Genomic DNA, 17,651 nt, shown 5'->3' with positions numbered 1-17,651 from the left:
TCTATGCAATCTCTAAGACCTCAGTTCTTAGTTTTTTTGCTGCTTTTACTAAGTTTATAAGCGCAGTTTTTGTTTCTGGCCAATCTCTAGTTTTTAATCCACAATCTGGGTTTACCCATATATGCTCTTTAGGTAATACATTTTTTGCCTTAATAAGTAAGTGTTCTATTTCTTCAACCGATGGAATTCTTGGCGAATGTATGTCGTAAACACCAGGGCCAATCTCGTTAGGATATTTAAAGTCTACAAAAGCATCTAGCAATTCCATTTCAGATCTTGAGGTTTCTATAGTAATAACATCAGCATCCATATTGGCTATATTTTCTATAATATCATTAAATTCAGAATAGCACATGTGTGTATGAATTTGAGTTGTGTCTTTAACACCACTAGCCGAAATCCTGAAGGCTTTTACTGCCCAGTTTAAGTAATTTTTCCATTCCTCTTTTCTTAGCGGTAAACCTTCTCTAATAGCAGGTTCGTCTATTTGTATAATATGTATACCGTTTTGCTCTAAATCTATAACCTCGTCTCTAATAGCTAAAGCTATTTGGTTGCATGTTATTACTCTTGGTTGGTCGTTACGAACAAAAGACCATTGTAAAATAGTAACAGGGCCTGTAAGCATACCTTTTACAGGTAGTTCTGTTAAAGATTGTGCGTATTTAGACCATTTAACAGTCATTGGGTGTTCTCGAGAAACGTCTCCAAATAAAATTGGAGGCTTAACACATCTAGTTCCGTAACTTTGTACCCAACCAAAACTACTAAAAGCAAACCCGTTTAGTTTTTCTCCAAAATACTCTACCATATCGTTACGTTCGTACTCGCCATGTACTAAAACATCAATGCCAATTTCTTCTTGAAAACGGATGGTTTTTTCGGTTTCCTTAGCAATTAAAGCGTCGTATTCTTTTTGAGATAGTGTGCCTTTTTTAAGTTGTAATCTCCAACTTCTTACATCTTTGGTTTGAGGAAAAGAGCCTATAGTTGTAGTAGGAAATAAGGGTAAGTTTAGTACTTTTTTTTGTTCTTGCTGGCGATTGGTAAAATTGCTTTTTCTTTGGCTATGGGTATCATTTAAACTACCAACACGACTTTTTACAGCTTGATTATGTATTAAAGAAGAGGTGCTTCTTTTAAGGTTTGCTAATTTATTCTCTTCAAACAGTGTTAAGTATTCTGCTTTGTAGTTAGACGATAAGCCTTTAAGTGTTGCTATTTCTTCAAGTTTTTGTTTGGCAAAAGCCAACCATTGTTTTACTTCTGCGGGTAAGTTTGTTTCGTTGTGCTCTAGATCTAAATCGTGCGGGCTATGTAATAACGAGCATGAAGATGAAATCCAAATGTTTTCGGGAATAAGTTTTTGGCTCGCTTTACTAATAAAATTTAAAGAAGCTTCAAAGTTGTTTTTCCAAATATTTCTTCCGTCTACTAAACCTAAAGATAGTTTTGTTTTTGGGTTAAAGAGTTTAGATTCTAATATATCATCTAATTGAGATGTGCATCTTACTAAATCTAAATGCAAGGTATCTACCGGTAGCTTTAAGGCAGTTTCTAGATTTTCTCCGTAGCAATCAAAATAATTGGCCAAAAAGACTTTTAAGTTTGGAAATTCTGCATGTAGTTTTTCGTAAACATATGTAATAGCTTCTCTTTCTGCATTATTAAGGTTAAGGGCTAAGCAAGGCTCGTCAAATTGAATATATTCGACATCTAAATCAACTAAAGCATTAATAACTTCGCAGTAAACAGGAAGTAACCTGTCTAGTAAATCTATTTTATTAAAGTTTGATTCTTTTTCTTTTCCTAATAATAAAAAGGTAACCGGGCCAATTAAAACAGGCTTGGTTTTAATCCCTAAAGCTAAAGCTTCTTTATATTCATCAACTATTTTAGAAGAGAAAAACTCAAAGGTTTGTTCTTTTTCAAATTCTGGAACTATGTAATGGTAATTTGTATCAAACCATTTTGTCATTTCCATAGCAGTAAGATCATGGTCGTTTTTTTGTAGGCCACGAGCCATGGCAAAGTATAGATCTAATTTGTCGCCTTGCTTTAAATTGTTATATCTTTTTGGTATGCAACCAAAAGTTAAACAGGTGTCTAGTACTTGGTCGTAAAAAGAGAAATCGTTGGATGGGATGAGGTCAATTCCGCTTTCTTTTTGTAAAATCCAGTTGTCTTTTTTTATAGAGCGACCAACATCTAAAAGTGTGTTTTTATCTGTTTTTTCTGCCCAATAGCTTTCGCATATTTTTTTTAGTTGACGTTGATTTCCAATTCGTGGATAACCTAAAATAGTAGTTTTCATAGTGCTTTATTTATTGTAAAATAACTTTGCAAAGGTATATTTGAAGAATGATAATTTGTTTTTTTATAATAAATACAGACTATAAAGCTTATTTTGCGTTATATTTTAGAATAAAAAACTTTTGAATATAAAAATGATTGATTTAACAGAAAATAATTCTACATATCAATTGGATAATATTGATTTTAGGATTTTAAAATTGCTACAAAAAAACTCTGATATAACAACAAAAGAACTTGCTGTTAAGGTTAACTTATCTACTACACCTGTTTTTGAAAGGGTAAAAAAATTAGAAAAAAGAGGCTACATAAAAAAATATGTTGCTGTTTTAGATGCCGAAAAATTAGAAAAGGGCTTAACAGTATTTTGTAATATTACTTTAAAAGAGCACACGCGCGAAATAGGGAATAGGTTTGTTAAAGATATTTTGTCTCTTAAAGAGGTAGTAGCGTGTTATAATGTATCTGGCGATTACGATTTTTTAATGAAGGTTTTAGTAAAAGACATGAAGCATTATCAAGATTTTGTGCTAAACCATCTAGGAAGCATAAAAAATATAGGAAGTGCCCATAGTACATTTGTTATGGGAGAAATTAAAAACACTTACGAAGTGCCAATTTAATGGGTTTATAAAAGATAAATAGCGTAATCGTTTTTAAAAGAGTATTTTATAAGTAGGTTGTGTAGCTCTTTTATTTCGATAGGTTTAGAAATAAAATCGTCTATTCCTGCTTTGTGAGCTTTCTTTCTATCGTCTGTATAAGCACTGGCAGAAACAGCTATTATGGGTATAGCTTGCATTTTAAATTTATAAGATTCTTTAATTAATTGTGTGGCTTCTAGCCCATCCATAATAGGCATTTGTATGTCCATAAAAATAATATCGTAAGGATTTTGGTTGTAAAGCTCTATCGCTTCAACACCGTTGGAGGCATAATCTATAGATAAATTGAATTTTTTAAGCATCAAACCTAATACTTTTTGGTTCATTTTGTTATCATCTACAATTAATACTTTTTCTGTCTTTCGTAATATAGAAAATTCGTTGGAGGGTGTGTTGTTACTTATGGAGCTTACCGCTATAGGTGCTTTTTTTAATTTTAATTCAAAGTAAAAAATAGTACCACCACTATTTGCAGATTTAAATTTTAGCTCGCTACCCATAAGTGCTGCCAATTCGTAAGAAATTGTTAAGCCTAAACCTGTGCCTCCGTATTTTCTGGTTGTAGATATGTCTACTTGCTCAAAGGCTTGAAATATTTTTTTAGATTTTTCTTTATTAATGCCAATGCCAGTATCTTCTATAGAGAAATACAAAGAATCGTAATGGTCATCAAACTGTTCTTGTTTTACTTCTAATTTGACCCAGCCTTGATGAGTAAATTTTATGGCATTGTTAAGCAGATTAATTATTATTTGATTTATTCTAATAGTGTCTCCATATACCAAATTGGCAGCGTTATCGGCCTTTTTGTAACTGTAAAAAAGATCAATTCCTTTTTCTGATGCTTGAAACTGAAATATTTTGGATAATTTTTTTAAATCGTCGTCAATATTTATAGCTCTATCTTCCAATTCCATTTTACCCGCAGTTATTTTCGAGTAATCTAAGATGAGATTTATTAAACCTAGTAAGTGGCTCGAAGAGTAATTAGCAATATCTAATAATTTTAATTGCTCTTTATCTAAATTTGTTTGGTTTAGCATATTTATAATGCCAATAATGCCATTTAAAGGAGTTCTTATTTCATGACTCATATTAGCCAAAAAACTCGATTTATATGCAGTTGTTCTTTCTAACTCTTCTATGGTAAGTTTTAACCCTTTAATGTTTTCTAATAAATTTTCTTTTAGCATATGGTAAGCTCTATACAAAAAATCTATTTCCAATATTTTTGATTTGTCTTCGTGCCTATTTGTGTCAAATTCTTTAAAGCCAGATTTTATAAATTTATGCATAGAGATTTGAAGTTTTTTTAAATCTCTAGTAAGTATTTGAGACAAATAAAAGATAAGAGAAGCAATGAAAATGATGGTGAGTATAAAAGCAGTTTTTACATATTTTTTTATATCTGCATTTTTGCTTGTAATGGTATTTAAAGCTGTATTTTTTATTGCGTTTATATTGTTACTAATAGATTTATTTAGTGTAATAATCTCTTCATAAATGCCTTTGTTGTTATTGTTTCCAATTTCAATATATAGTGTTGATACGTTATTAAAAAGAGCTTTGTATTGGTTTAAAGCTTTGCGAGCATCTGTATTTGTAGATGGTTTTGAGGTAATTTCTAGAATAAAATTGTTAAAGTTTGTTATGTAGATTTTTTCGGATCGCAATAAAAAATCTTTTTCAAATCTTCTTAATTGTAGAATTTGGGAGTTGGGTATTATTTTAGAAGATTCTATGTTATGCACAACACGCCTCATTTTTCCTATTAATCCAAAATCTTTAAATCCAAGTTTAAATTTTTTGTCTTTAATTTGGGTAGATAGGGTGTCTAATCTTTCAAAACTATTCTTTAATTTACTTATTAAATTGCTGTTTAAACCAATATCTTTTTCTTTTAATTTTGATATAACAACATTTAAATTTTCCTTTTGTTTTGAAATATTATTAAGATATGTATCTATGTTTTTTTCTGTTTTTGTTTTATAAAATAGTGGGTTTTTATAACCGTGAAGTAAAAAAGATTGAAAGTTTTTAGTATTGTTAGAAAAGTTGGATTCTAACGTATAAATTCTATTTGTTACCTTTTGTAAATCTTGAGTTTTGTTGGTGTAGTAATTGTAGCCAACAAAAATTATAGTAGCAATAGTTATAATAAATATAAACGAGAGAATGATTTTAAATCTATACGATTTATAAAAATTTAGGGTCATTAGAGAGGATAAATTTCAATAAAAGTATATAACGGTATTTTAATTTGGGTTACTTTATTGTTAAATGCATTTTGCCTTAATGTTGGGTTAAAATATAGCAGTTTAATAAGCTTATTTTTAGTTATTTGGAGTTTTTAATTTTTGTTTAAAATAATTAAAAGAGCGCTTAATGGCTGCTTTTTTAGGGTAAATAGGCGTTTTAAAAGGGACTTTTGGTTTTAAAAAGTGTAGCTTTCTATCCATTTTAAAGCAGCCGATCGAGTAGAAAACACCTTGTATTTATATTTTTTACCTCGAGCAATAGCACCATATAAAGTGCTAATCGCAGCTGTTGCAGGATTGCTTATAACCACAGCAGTTACAACAATATTATAGTTTTTAAGAGATTCTATTCTAGCGCTATTAAATTGCTTTAACGATTTATACGAGAAAGAAAATGAGGCATTAGTAGCATCTACAATGGTTCTTAATTGCCTAGGGTAAGTAGTGTTGTCTTTAAAAGACTTTAGGTATTCTAAAACTTCTTGGCTAGTTACAACATTTTTAAACTCTGTTTGTAAGATGTTTAATTTAGGTTTAAAAGTAGAACTTATCATGTAGTTTGCTGTTTTGTTTTCACTAATTTATTAATTATTCTGTTTTCTATTAGTTAAACAGGCATTAATAAATTAGTAACTTGTTATAAACAAAAAACCCGCTAACTTTATAAGTTGCGGGTTTTTATAATTATTTAATTTGAGTACCATCTTTGTCAAAAAAGTGGTATTCTAGATATGTGTAAGCATCTCTTGGTAATATTTTCACCCATTTTTTATGTTCAAAAAACCATTTTGAACGTAATGATGGAAAACCTTTTGTTAAGAAGGCTGCTATAAAAGGATGTGTGTTTAAAGTTAACTTTTTATAGTCTTTTTTTAATAATTGATCGAGATCATTTTCTATGGTTTGAACCAAGCCTATTGGTGCTTCAACCTCAGAACCGTTAATAATAGCGTCTGGGTTTTCCTCGCGCGTTTTTATTTCCATTTCTGGACGAACTCGTTGTCTTGTTATTTGTATCAGTCCAAATTTACTTGGTGGCAATATTTTGTGTTTAGCTCTATCGTCCTTCATTTCATCACGAAGGTGATTAAAAAGCTTTTGCCTGTTTTCTGCATTTGTCATGTCAATAAAATCAACTACTATAATACCTCCCATATCGCGTAAACGCAATTGGCGAGCCATTTCTGTAGCTGCTATTAAATTAACTTCTAGAGCAGTATCTTCTTGGTTATTGGCTTTGTTAGACCGGTTTCCACTATTTACATCAATAACGTGTAAGGCTTCGGTATGCTCTATAATTAAATAGGCACCTTTGGCCATAGAAACGGTTTTGCCAAAAGAAGTTTTAATTTGTCTTTCTATTCCGTATTTTTCAAAAATGGGAATTTTAGCTTGATACTGTTTAACTATTGATTCTTTGTTAGGTGCAATTTCTTGCACATATTCTTTAATTTGATAATAAAGCTCTTCATCATCTACAAGAATACTTGTAAAAGTGTCGTTAAATATGTCTCGTAAAATAGACGAGGCTTTATTCATTTCTCCTAATACTTTACTTGGATGATGTGCTTTGTGTAGCTTTTTACACATGCCTGTCCAACGACTAAGCAAGTTTTGTAAATCTTTGTCTAGCTCTGCTACTTTTTTGCCTTGTGCTACTGTACGAACAATAATACCAAATCCTTGCGGAGTGATACTCTTAACCAAGCGTTTTAATCTGTCTTTTTCTTCTCTATCTTCTATTTTTTGAGAAATAGAAATTCGATTAGAAAAAGGAACTAAAACTATATATCTGCCAGCTATAGAAAGCTCAGAGCTAATTCTAGGTCCTTTGGTTGATATAGGTTCTTTTACTATTTGTACTAATAGCGATTGATTTGATTTTAAGACATCGGCAATTTTGCCATCTTTATCAATATCTTTTTCAAATGGGAAATTTTTAAGTGAAAAATCTTTTAGTTTACCTGCGCTTACACTTTTTGTGAATTTTAAAAGAGAAGGAAGTTTAGGGCCTAAATCGTGATAGTGCAAAAATGCATCTTTCTCGTAACCTACATTAACAAATGCAGCATTTAACCCAGGAACAGCTTTTCTAATTTTGGCAATAAACACGTCGCCAACCGAAAAATTATTCCCGCCTTCGTCTTTCTGTAATTCAATAAGTTTTCCATCTTTTAATAAGGCAAAATCAACATGATTGGAACTAGATCTAATGATCAATTCTTTATCCATTTTGTTAATTTTTATCCATACTATTAAGTTATTGGTTTGTAGTTACCTTTTATACCTAAAAGCAATAAATTAGTAACCAAAGCCAGCAACTAAACTGTACAGATGGATTATACATTGTTTTTTGATTATCTAATTAATAAAAGATGTTATTAATTAGATAATCAATCACAGGATTTTTAAATCCGTGGAGCTCATTGTTTAATTTGAACGAACTCATTTCAAAGAACTTTGTTGTTGTCTTTAATCAAAAAAAGTAGTTAATCTAACTACTTTTTTGAATTATTTTTTCTTTTTGTGACGGTTAGCGCGTCTACGTTTTTTACGTTTGTGCGTCGCTACCTTATGTCTTTTACGTTTTTTACCACTTGGCATAGTATAGTGTCTTTTAAATTAATAATTCTGTTTAATGTTTTATTTAACGTCTACATTGGTTTTTACACCTTCTACAAAAACTTTTGCAGGTTTAAATGCAGGGATATTGTGTGCAGGTATTTTAATAGTAGTGTTTTTAGATATGTTTCTACCAGTTTTTTCTGCTCTTGTTTTAATTATAAAGCTTCCAAAACCTCTTAAATATACATTATCACCACCTTCTAAAGAAGTTTTCACTTCTTCCATAAATGTTTCAACTGTTGCTTGAACATCTCCTTTTTCAATTCCTAATTTCTCAGAAATTTTTGCTACTAAATCAGCCTTCGTCATTTTGTACTGTATTTTATTTTAGGTTACTATAAATTTTAAAGGGATGCAAATATAGGCATTTAATATTCAATATTTCAAACCTAATTCATTAAAATTTAAGAATATAAACGTTTATTTTTGTTAGCTATTTATAATCTTTAAATGAATTTTTCAAAAACTTTAATAAACTGGTATTCAGTTAATAAACGAATTCTTCCATGGCGAGAAACTACTAATCCGTATTGTATTTGGTTGTCAGAAATTATATTGCAGCAAACACAGGTTAAGCAAGGTTTGCCATATTACGAAGCTTTTTTAGGCAAATTTCCGTCAGTTTTCCATCTTGCTAATGCAGATGAGGCTCAAGTTTTAAAATTGTGGCAAGGACTAGGTTACTACTCTAGAGCTAGAAATTTACATGCTGCTGCAAAATTTATAGTTAACGATTTAAAAGGGGAGTTTCCAAACAATTATAAGGACCTCTTAAAATTAAAGGGTGTTGGCGATTATACAGCAAGTGCTATATCGTCTATTTGTTTTAACGAGGTGGCTGCTGTTGTAGATGGTAATGTTTACAGAGCGTTATCTAGGTATTTTGGTATCGATACGCCAATTAACTCGTCTAAAGGTGCAAAAGAATTTAAACTTTTGGCTCAAGAGTTAATAGATGCTAAGCAACCAGCAGAGTTTAATCAAGCTATTATGGAGTTTGGCGCTATGCAATGCAAACCTAAAAATCCAGATTGTAGTTCGTGTCCGTTTAAAGATAGTTGTGTAGCGCTTCAAAAGAATATAGTTTCTGAGTTGCCGGTAAAAATTAAATCCGCGAAAGCGAAAAAAAAATATTTTAACTTTTTGGTTTTTATATCAGATGATAAAAAGACTGTTTTAGAGAAACGAACAGGTAAGGGTATTTGGCAAAACTTATATCAGTTTCCGTTAATAGAAACTAAACGTGAAGCTAATTTTGAAACCTTATTAGAGTTAGCTAAAAAGCAAGACTTATTAAAGAGTGTGAATTTTGAATTAACATTATATAATAAGGACACGCTTGTGCATAAATTGTCGCATCAGCATTTATATACCAAATTTTGGATTGTAAAAATAAACACGAATCTTGAAAAAGGCATTTTAATAGATGATATAGAAAATTATGCAGTACCTATTTTAATAGGCAATTTTATAGAAAAATTCGAGTTTTAAGGGTTTAGCAGCTGTATTGTTTAGATTTACTATTTTACATTTTTAATATAATAGATAGTACAATCATATTTTTTTATTAATTTTAAACAAATGGAAAGCATTTAGTTACTTTTGCTCTCTTTTAAAAATGTAAATGTTATGTCTGGAACTTTAAATAAAGTTATGTTAATTGGCCACTTAGGAGATGAAATAAAAATGCACTATTTTGAAGGTGGCGGTTGTGTTGGGCGTTTTCCATTGGCAACTAACGAGACTTATGTAAGCAAACAAACAAACGAGCGTATTACTAATACAGAGTGGCATAATGTAGTGGTGCGAAATAAAGGTGCCGAGATTTGCGAAAAATATTTAAGTAAAGGCGATAAAGTTTATATAGAAGGACGATTAAAAACCAGAAAATGGCAAGACGACAAAGGTAACGACAGGTATTCTACAGAAATACAATGTAATGATTTTACCTTTTTAACAACTAAAAAAGAAAGTGGAACCCAGGCTAGTAATACGCCAGAGGTTGCTAAACAAGCAGTTAGTGGGCCTGCAACTGCAAAAAGTGAAGCTGTAGAAGATGCAAATGACGATCTTCCTTTTTAATAAAAGTATGTTTATAATGGCTAAAAACCTATGTTTAACTAAAATGATTGAACTTGGATCCTGATCCCGCGAGTTTTATACCCTTATTTTTAGCAATAGATTTTTCGTTTGCAAGTAGTTTTTTACTCTTATTTGTATTGCTCTTTTGTTCTGCATTAATTTCTGGTGCCGAAGTCGCTTTGTTTTCTTTAACTAGAACAGATATGGAGGCTGGTTTAGAGGCAAAGTCTAAACAAATTCAAATTATATCTAATCTTTTAGAGCGACCTAAAAAGCTGTTAGCTACAATTTTAGTAGCTAATAATTTTATAAATATTGCCATTGTTATTTTGTTTGCTTACATAGGAGCTACACTTTTCGAAAACATAACATCTACCGTATTAAGGTTTACTCTAGAGGTTGTTATTGTAACCTTTTTAATTTTGCTTTTTGGTGAAATTTTACCAAAAATTTACGCCAATAGAAATCCTGTTAAATTTGCTACATTTATGGCGTACCCGTTGCGTTTTCTAGATGTTGTTTTGTCGCCTATAAGTATGCCTATGCGTGCAGTTACTTTAGGTATTCATAAAAAATTAGGTAAGCAAAAATCGAACTTAAGTGTAGATCAATTATCGCAGGCGTTAGAGCTAACAAGCGAAGCAGACACGACTAAAGAAGAGCAGAAAATTTTACAAGGTATTGTGTCTTTTGGTAACACAGATACTAAACAGGTTATGCAACCACGAATAGATATTTTTGCTTTAAACGTAGAACAAAAATATGCAGAAATTTTGCCCGAAATAATTTCGAATGGCTATTCTAGAATTCCGGTATTCGAAGAAAATATAGATAAAATTGTTGGCATTCTGTACGTAAAAGATTTGTTACCTTATATAGATAGAAAACAGTTTAATTGGGCGTCTTTAATTCGAGAACCATTTTTTGTACCAGAGAATAAAAAATTAGATGATTTAATGGCCGAATTTCAGGAAAAGAAAGTGCATCTGGCTGTTGTGGTAGACGAGTATGGTGGTACATCGGGATTAATTTCTTTAGAAGATATTATTGAAGAGATTGTAGGCGATATAAGTGATGAATTTGATGATGAAGATTTAAATTATTCGAAGCTTGATGATAATAATTATGTTTTTGAAGGCAAAACAGCTTTAAAAGATTTTTATAAGGTTTTAAAAATTGAAGATAATTCGGTTTTCGAAGACCATAAAGGAGAGTCTGAAACCATTGCGGGTTTTGTTTTAGAAATATCTGGCAGTTTCCCTAAACGCGATTCTAAAATAAATTTTAAAAATTACGTTTTTACAATAGAAGCTTTAGATAAAAAGCGCATAAAACGTTTAAAGTTAACTATAAACTAATGTATAAAAATAGCTTAATTTTATTATTACTAATTTTTTGTTTTTCTTGCGAAGACGATGTTGTGCCTAAGCCCAAAGGGTATTTAAGATTAGAATATCCAGAGGCAGAGTATGTAAAATCTAATATAAATGTTCCTTTTACTTTTGATATTAATAAGTTGGCAAGCAAAGTGTCATCAAAACAAATACAAAGTAAAACCAAAAGTTACGCACTAAATATTGAGTATGCATCACTAAAAGGCACTCTTTTTTTAACCTATAAAGCTGTAAAGAATAATAAAAAGAATTTAAACGATTTTATTCGCGACGCAGAAAACTTAACACAAAAACATATGATTAAGGCAGACGAAATACCCGTGTTTCCTTTTGAAGATGATAAACGACGTGTTTTTGGTAAGTATTATGTTGTAAAGGGAAATGTAGCTTCGCAGTCTCAGTTTCATATTACAGATAGTGTTAATCATTTTTTAACAGGTTCGCTGTACTTTTATGCAAAACCTAATTACGATTCTATTTTACCAGCAGCAAACTACCTGCAAAAAGATATGAAACGCATAATGGAAACCATTGAGTGGCAATAAAAAAAGCTTTCCCAATCTGGAAAAGCTTTTAAAAATTTAAAATATATTGTGTTTATTAAGCAGCTTCTTTATTAGATACACAGCCTTCTTTTTTACAATCTGCTTTGCAAGCTGTTTTTTTATCTTTACAACATGCTTTTGGGCAATCTACTTTAGCTTCCTCTTTTTTTTCTGTAGAAAAAGCTTCAACAGTTTTCATGTCTTTAACCTTATAGATATCGGCAACCTTAGTAACTGTTTCTGTTAAAGAACTTGGTGTAACAGTAGCCTCATTATATTCTACCATTGCTAGTCTTTTGTCAAAATCTACAACAGCAGATTTTACACCATCCATTTTGCCTAGCTTTTTTTGTATAGTCGCAGCACAACCAACAGCACACGTCATGCCATCAATAGTAAACTCTGCCTTGGCATAAGTTGCATTAGGATCTAGTTTTTTAGTATTTACTGCAGTTGTTGTTTCAACTTCAATAGTTTTAACCTCTGGTTTGGCTTCGTTTTTACAGCTTAAAGCAAACGCCAATATTAGGGTAAGGCTTAAAATGTTTTTTAAAGTTTTCATATTAATGTATTTGGGATAAACATTCTTTATTTTAAAAAACAAATTTACTAAATATTGCTGTTTATTATATTAAAAATGACACTTTTGTTATTTATTAACATATGGGTGGTGTTTTTTAAATCACATTAAAATTTTAAAGTAATAAATGAATCCAAATAACATTAAGTGGCTTTACTTAATTGTGCTTTCTGTAATATGGGGAAGCTCTTTTATTTTAATAAAAAAAGCGTTAATAGGCTTGTCTCCCATACACTTGGGGGCTTTGCGAGTTGTTTTTACGGGTTTGTTTTTGTTTATTGCTGGTTATAAAAACATTAAAACCGTTAAAATTAAACAATGGAAATGGTTAGCTATTTCGGGGTTTTTAGGTTCCTTTTTTCCTGCTTATTTGTTTGCTTTTGCAGAAACCGAGATAGATAGTTCGGTAACTTCTATTTTAAACTCTCTGGTGCCTCTTAATACCATAATATTAGGAATACTTGTTTTTAAAATTAAATCTTCGCGTTGGCAAATATTAGGGGTTGTAATAGGTTTGTTGGGTAGTGTGATGCTAATTGCTAGTGGTGCAGTAATAAATACAGATCAAAATTACTTCTATGCTATATTTATAATAATGGCAACTGTTATGTATGCTGCCAATGTAAATATAATAAAGCGTTATTTGCAAGATGTTGCAGCTTTAACAATAGCTGTTGGTAATTTTTCTGTTATTATAATTCCTGCTATAATAGTTTTATTGTGTTCTGGTTTTTTTACAAACGAGGTGTTTTTGTCTCCTAACTTTTCAGGATCTATAGGGTATTTATTAGTGCTATCTTTATTTGGTACTGCGATAGCAAAAGTTTTATTTAATAAGTTAGTGCAAATAGCAACGCCCGTTTTTGCCTCTTCGGTTACTTATTTAATGCCGGTAATTGCGGTTTTTTGGGGTGTTTTAGATGGGGAATCTTTTAGTTTTTTGCAAGTTATAGCGAGTATTGTTATTTTGTTAGGCGTTTATTTGGCTAATAAAAAATAAACGCCTTTGTTATGTTTTACAAAATACTTAACTTTTTAATGCTAAAGAAGCTCCTATTGCTAGGTCTGTTATAATTTTATTCAGTTTTTTTAATTGAGCTTTAAGAATGTGCTTTTTCATAATAAGAGGGATTAATTAACTTTTTATAACTAAAACAGTTTAGTGTTAAAAAGACCTACCCTGATAAGTGTTATTAATTAAAAAAATAACGTAAAATGTTTTTAATCATAAAGTTGGAACGATATTTATAATGTTAATGCCAGGTTATTGCAATAACTATAAAGTTATTTTGCTGTTTAAAGTCTTGAGAAGGTAGGTTGTATTATAATTAAGATTAAAAAAAGCATTAAAAATATTGTTCAAAACATATAAAACGTTTGTAGTTTAATTAATTAGCAGTATATTTGCATCCGTTTTCTGAGGAAGAAAGCGAATTTTTAATCAAATTTAATTAATAAAAACGTTACGCTATGTACGCAATTGTAGAGATAGCAGGGCAACAATTTAAAGTTGTTAAAGACCAAAAAGTTTTTGTTAACCGTTTACAAACTGAAGAAGGAAAGCAAGTTGCTTTTGATAATGTTCTTCTTTTAGCAGATGGTGACAATGTAACTGTAGGCGCCCCGGCTATAGACGGAGCTCAAGTAGGAGCAAAAGTCTTAAAACACCTTAAAGGTGATAAAGTTATAGTTTTCAAAAAGAAAAGACGTAAAGGTTACCGTGTTAAAAATGGTCACCGTCAAGCTTTAACAGAAATTGTAATTGAAAGTATAGCTGCTTCTGGAGCAAAAAAAGCTGCGCCAGCAAAAAAAGCAACTAAAAAAGCTGAACCAAAGGTAGAAGCTAAAGCTGCTGCTCCTAAAGCAACAGGAAAAGCTGATGACTTAAAAAAAGTTGAAGGTATCGGCCCTAAAATTGCTTCGACATTAACTGAAGCTGGAATTGCAACATTTGCAGATTTAGCAAAAGCAACACCAGAAGCTATTTCAGAAATTATCGCTGGAGTTCGTGGTAACCATGTTACAGATACATGGCCTGCACAAGCTCAATTAGCAGCCGATGGTAAATGGGACGAGCTTAAAAAATGGCAAGACGAATTAGATGGTGGTAAAGCTTAATAGCAACCACTAAAGTTTAACAATATAAAAACTTAAGACAATGGCTCATAAAAAAGGAGTAGGTAGTTCTAAGAATGGTAGAGAATCAGAATCGAAACGTTTAGGCGTAAAGATTTTTGGTGGACAAGCTGCCTTAGCTGGAAATATTATCGTAAGACAAAGAGGAAATACACATCACCCAGGTGAGAATGTATATTCTTCAAAAGATCACACTTTACACGCTTATGTTGATGGTGTTGTAAAATTTACAAAGAAAAAAGATAACAAATCTTATGTTTCTATAGAGCCTTTTGAGGCTTAAGAAATATTTCTTTTTAAAAGATAAAAAAAACCTTTCTGGAAACAGAGAGGTTTTTTTATTTTATAGGTTTTTGTTTAAAAATTAGTTTCATTTTTTCTTTATCACCGTAAAATAATAATTATTATTTGCAAATTTATAGGTAACTATGTGTTTTTTGGTTTGACCAGGGCATTTTGTTGCAAATAAATAAAAAGCTAACCAATACTTACGCTACGTTTTTATTGGGCTTGTATAGGTTTTTTAAGATTAGCCAATCTTTGCTTGTGTAGTGCAAGAATATAACATTTACATAACACACTAATGGTTTATAGATATGATATTTGCAGACTTATTACAATTAAACCCTATGGATAATATTTATTTATACATGATTATAGCTTTGGCTATATTAGCAATTGCCGATTTGGTAGTTGGTGTTAGTAACGATGCTGTAAACTTTTTAAATTCAGCTATTGGTTCCAAAGCTATTTCGTTTAAAACAGTAATGATTGTTGCTAGTGTAGGTGTTGCTGTTGGTGCAGTGTTTTCTAGCGGAATGATGGAGGTTGCTAGAAAAGGTATTTTTAACCCTAGCGAGTTTATGTTTAACGAAATCATGATAATTTTCATGGCGGTAATGATAACCGATATATTACTGCTAGATTTCTTTAACTCTATTGGTATGCCAACTTCTACAACGGTTTCTATTGTTTTTGAATTACTTGGTGCAGCTGTTGCAATAGCTTTAGTAAAAATAAGTGCAGAAGGAGGTGGCTTTACAGATGTTATAAATTATATTAATACATCAAAAGCAACTCAAATTATTTTCGGAATTCTTCTCTCTGTAGTAATTGCATTTTCTATTGGAGCATTAGTACAGTGGATTTCAAGAGTTTTGTTGTCATATAATTTTCAAGAAAAAAAGCCTCATGTAGGCGCATTATTTGGGGGTTTTGCTCTAACTGCTATTACATATTTTATTTTTATGAAAGGTTTAAAAGGAACTTCTTATGCCAATGAATCTTTCGATATTTTAGGTGGTGGAACTATGTCTAACTTTTTAGAAACACAAGTGTTATATATTGTTACCGGGTGTTTCTTGTTTTGGTCTTTACTGTCTTACATCTTTATTGCATTTGTAAAAGCAAATATTTATAGATTAATAATTATAGTAGGCACCTTTGCTTTAGCGTTAGCTTTTTCTGGTAACGATTTAGTAAATTTTATAGGTGTGCCTGTTGCTGCTTATAATGCTTTTTTAGCTTGGTCTGCTTCTGGAGTTGCAGCTACAGAGTTTCCTATGGATATATTGGCTGCGAAGGTACCAACCAATAACTTTTTGTTATTAATAGCAGGTATGATTATGGTTTTAACATTGTGGTTTTCTACTAAAGCGAAAAAGGTTGTTAAAACTTCTATCGATTTGGCGAGCCAAAGCGAAACAAAAGAAAGGTTTCAACCTAATGGACTTTCTCGTGGTTTTGTAAGGTTTGCTGTGATGATGTCTGATAGCTTTTCTTATATTATTCCTGCATCAGTGCAAGCAAAAATCGATAAGCAATTCGTAGCTCCAGCTATAGACCTTAGTAAAGATAAGGTAAAAGATATGCCTGCTTTCGATATGGTAAGAGCTGCTGTAAATTTAATGGTCGCAGCTGTTTTAATTTCTATAGCTACATCTTATAAGTTACCTCTATCTACTACATATGTTACTTTTATGGTAACTATGGGGTCTTCTCTTGCAGATAGGGCTTGGGGAGCAGAAAGTGCTGTATATAGAGTGGCAGGAGTTATAAATGTAATAGGAGGTTGGTTTTTTACTGCGTTTAGCGCGTTTTGTGCTGCAGCGCTGGTGGCTTACTTATTAAACCTAAATTTAACAATTATGTTTCCGGTGTTATTGTTAGCAGCGTTTGTTTTGTTAATACGAAGCACAGTAATGCACAATAAAAAATCTAAAGAGGTAAAAGCAGAAGATAGTTTAATAAAAGCAGAAAGCAGTTCTGTGCAAGGTGTTATTCAAGAGAGTGCAGGTAACATAGCTAATGTGGTTAATAGAGGTTCTAAAATTTATTCTAATGCTATTAAGGGACTCGCAAAACAAGATTTATTATCGCTTAAAAAGAATAAAAAACAAGTAGATAAGTTAAGTGAAGAGGTTGAAGATTTAAGAGATAATATTTTCTATTTTATTAAAAATTTAGACGAGTCAAGTGTTGGGGCTAGTGATTTTTACATTAGTGTTTTAGGATATTTACAAGATATGACACAGTCGTTAGAGTATATATCTAAAGTAAGTCATAAGCACATTAATAATAATCACAAGAAATTAAAATTTAATCAAATTAAAGAGCTTAAAGAAGTAGATTTATCTATAGAGAAGTTATTTGATGAAACAAATGAAGTTTTTAGTTCTAAGTCTTTTGAGAAAATTGGAGGTATTTTAAATAATAAAAGTGAAGTTTTTGGCTTGTTAACAGAAAAAATTCAAAAGCAAGTTAAACGTACCAGAACAGAAGAGTCTAGTCCTAAAAATACAACACTTTATTTTGGAGTTTTATTAGAAACTAAAGATTTACTTGTTGCAACAATGAATCTTTTAGAAGAGTATCATAATGCTCATGATGCTTCTATTGAGCCAGCAACAATTCCTACGTCATCGCACGGAGAAGAAGAGTAAAGGTAATAATGTATTATAAAAAGGGGCGAAATTGAATTTCGCCCCTTTTTGTTTTTAATCCATACCACATTTATAAATAAGTTCGTTTTAAATGTTTTTATTTCTAGTTTA

General features: G+C 31.0%; 15 protein-coding genes. 9 read left to right on the top strand and 6 right to left on the bottom strand.

Annotated elements, in window-relative coordinates:
• Position 1: 1 nt before the first annotated feature.
• Complete coding sequence (gene metE, locus ABD715_RS08215; protein ID WP_344787673.1) at positions 2-2,314, bottom strand: 5-methyltetrahydropteroyltriglutamate--homocysteine S-methyltransferase; 2,313 nt, start codon at positions 2,312-2,314, stop codon at positions 2-4.
• A gap of 133 nt (positions 2,315-2,447) precedes the next feature.
• Here metE and ABD715_RS08210 point away from each other — a divergent pair, with 133 nt between their 5' ends.
• A complete protein-coding gene (locus tag ABD715_RS08210) occupies positions 2,448-2,936 on the top strand; it encodes an Lrp/AsnC family transcriptional regulator (RefSeq protein WP_344787672.1) in 489 nt (162 codons plus the stop codon).
• Between the two features lie 5 nt (positions 2,937-2,941).
• Here ABD715_RS08210 and ABD715_RS08205 read toward each other — a convergent pair whose 3' ends face one another.
• The 4 genes from ABD715_RS08205 to ABD715_RS08190 all read right to left on the bottom strand — a co-directional run bounded on the left by ABD715_RS08205 (position 2,942) and on the right by ABD715_RS08190 (position 8,170).
• Positions 2,942-5,194, bottom strand: a complete 2,253-nt coding sequence (locus ABD715_RS08205; protein ID WP_344787671.1) for a response regulator — start codon at positions 5,192-5,194, stop codon at positions 2,942-2,944.
• Positions 5,195-5,412: 218 nt separating this feature from the next.
• Positions 5,413-5,790 (bottom strand): hypothetical protein, encoded by a 378-nt coding sequence (locus ABD715_RS08200; protein ID WP_344787670.1) that lies wholly within the window; start codon positions 5,788-5,790, stop codon positions 5,413-5,415.
• 130 nt (positions 5,791-5,920) lie between these two features.
• The gene (locus tag ABD715_RS08195; protein WP_344787669.1) at positions 5,921-7,468 is read right to left on the bottom strand and encodes an Rne/Rng family ribonuclease; all 1,548 of its coding nucleotides are present in this window, start codon (positions 7,466-7,468) and stop codon (positions 5,921-5,923) included.
• 411 nt (positions 7,469-7,879) lie between these two features.
• A complete protein-coding gene (locus ABD715_RS08190) occupies positions 7,880-8,170 on the bottom strand; it encodes an HU family DNA-binding protein (RefSeq protein ID WP_055442767.1) in 291 nt (96 codons plus the stop codon).
• A gap of 141 nt (positions 8,171-8,311) precedes the next feature.
• Here ABD715_RS08190 and mutY point away from each other — a divergent pair, with 141 nt between their 5' ends.
• The 4 genes from mutY to gldD all read left to right on the top strand — a co-directional run bounded on the left by mutY (position 8,312) and on the right by gldD (position 11,882).
• On the top strand, positions 8,312-9,352 hold the full coding sequence (gene mutY / locus ABD715_RS08185) for an A/G-specific adenine glycosylase (RefSeq protein ID WP_344787667.1): 1,041 nt from the start codon (positions 8,312-8,314) through the stop codon (positions 9,350-9,352).
• A gap of 138 nt (positions 9,353-9,490) precedes the next feature.
• A complete protein-coding gene (locus tag ABD715_RS08180; RefSeq protein WP_344787665.1) occupies positions 9,491-9,943 on the top strand; it encodes a single-stranded DNA-binding protein in 453 nt (150 codons plus the stop codon).
• 53 nt (positions 9,944-9,996) lie between these two features.
• Entirely contained in the window at positions 9,997-11,301 is a 1,305-nt protein-coding gene (locus ABD715_RS08175) for a gliding motility-associated protein GldE (RefSeq protein WP_344787664.1), read from the top strand.
• Positions 11,301-11,882 carry a gliding motility lipoprotein GldD gene (gene gldD / locus ABD715_RS08170; RefSeq protein WP_344787663.1) on the top strand — a complete coding sequence of 194 codons (582 nt, stop codon included), beginning with the start codon at positions 11,301-11,303 and terminating at the stop codon, positions 11,880-11,882. Before ABD715_RS08175 ends, gldD begins: the two co-directional genes overlap by 1 nt.
• A 55-nt stretch (positions 11,883-11,937) precedes the next feature.
• Here gldD and ABD715_RS08165 read toward each other — a convergent pair whose 3' ends face one another.
• Complete coding sequence (locus ABD715_RS08165; RefSeq protein ID WP_344787662.1) at positions 11,938-12,444, bottom strand: cation transporter; 507 nt, start codon at positions 12,442-12,444, stop codon at positions 11,938-11,940.
• A gap of 145 nt (positions 12,445-12,589) precedes the next feature.
• Here ABD715_RS08165 and ABD715_RS08160 point away from each other — a divergent pair, with 145 nt between their 5' ends.
• From ABD715_RS08160 to ABD715_RS08145, 4 genes are all read left to right on the top strand, one after another.
• Complete coding sequence (locus ABD715_RS08160; RefSeq protein ID WP_344787661.1) at positions 12,590-13,462, top strand: DMT family transporter; 873 nt, start codon at positions 12,590-12,592, stop codon at positions 13,460-13,462.
• 470 nt (positions 13,463-13,932) lie between these two features.
• Entirely contained in the window at positions 13,933-14,580 is a 648-nt protein-coding gene (gene rplU, locus ABD715_RS08155) for a 50S ribosomal protein L21 (protein ID WP_344787660.1), read from the top strand.
• Positions 14,581-14,620: 40 nt separating this feature from the next.
• Positions 14,621-14,881: a 50S ribosomal protein L27 gene (gene rpmA, locus ABD715_RS08150; protein ID WP_072400165.1), complete on the top strand. Its 261-nt coding sequence runs from the start codon at positions 14,621-14,623 to the stop codon at positions 14,879-14,881.
• 346 nt (positions 14,882-15,227) lie between these two features.
• Positions 15,228-17,540: an inorganic phosphate transporter gene (locus ABD715_RS08145; protein ID WP_344787899.1), complete on the top strand. Its 2,313-nt coding sequence runs from the start codon at positions 15,228-15,230 to the stop codon at positions 17,538-17,540.
• The last annotated feature ends 111 nt before the right edge of the window (positions 17,541-17,651 follow it).

The sequence above is a fragment of the Postechiella marina genome (assembly GCF_039538365.1).
Lineage (GTDB): Bacteria > Bacteroidota > Bacteroidia > Flavobacteriales > Flavobacteriaceae > Postechiella > Postechiella marina.
Note: the sequence above shows the minus strand (reverse complement) of the source record. Positions and strands in the feature narration are given on the sequence as shown.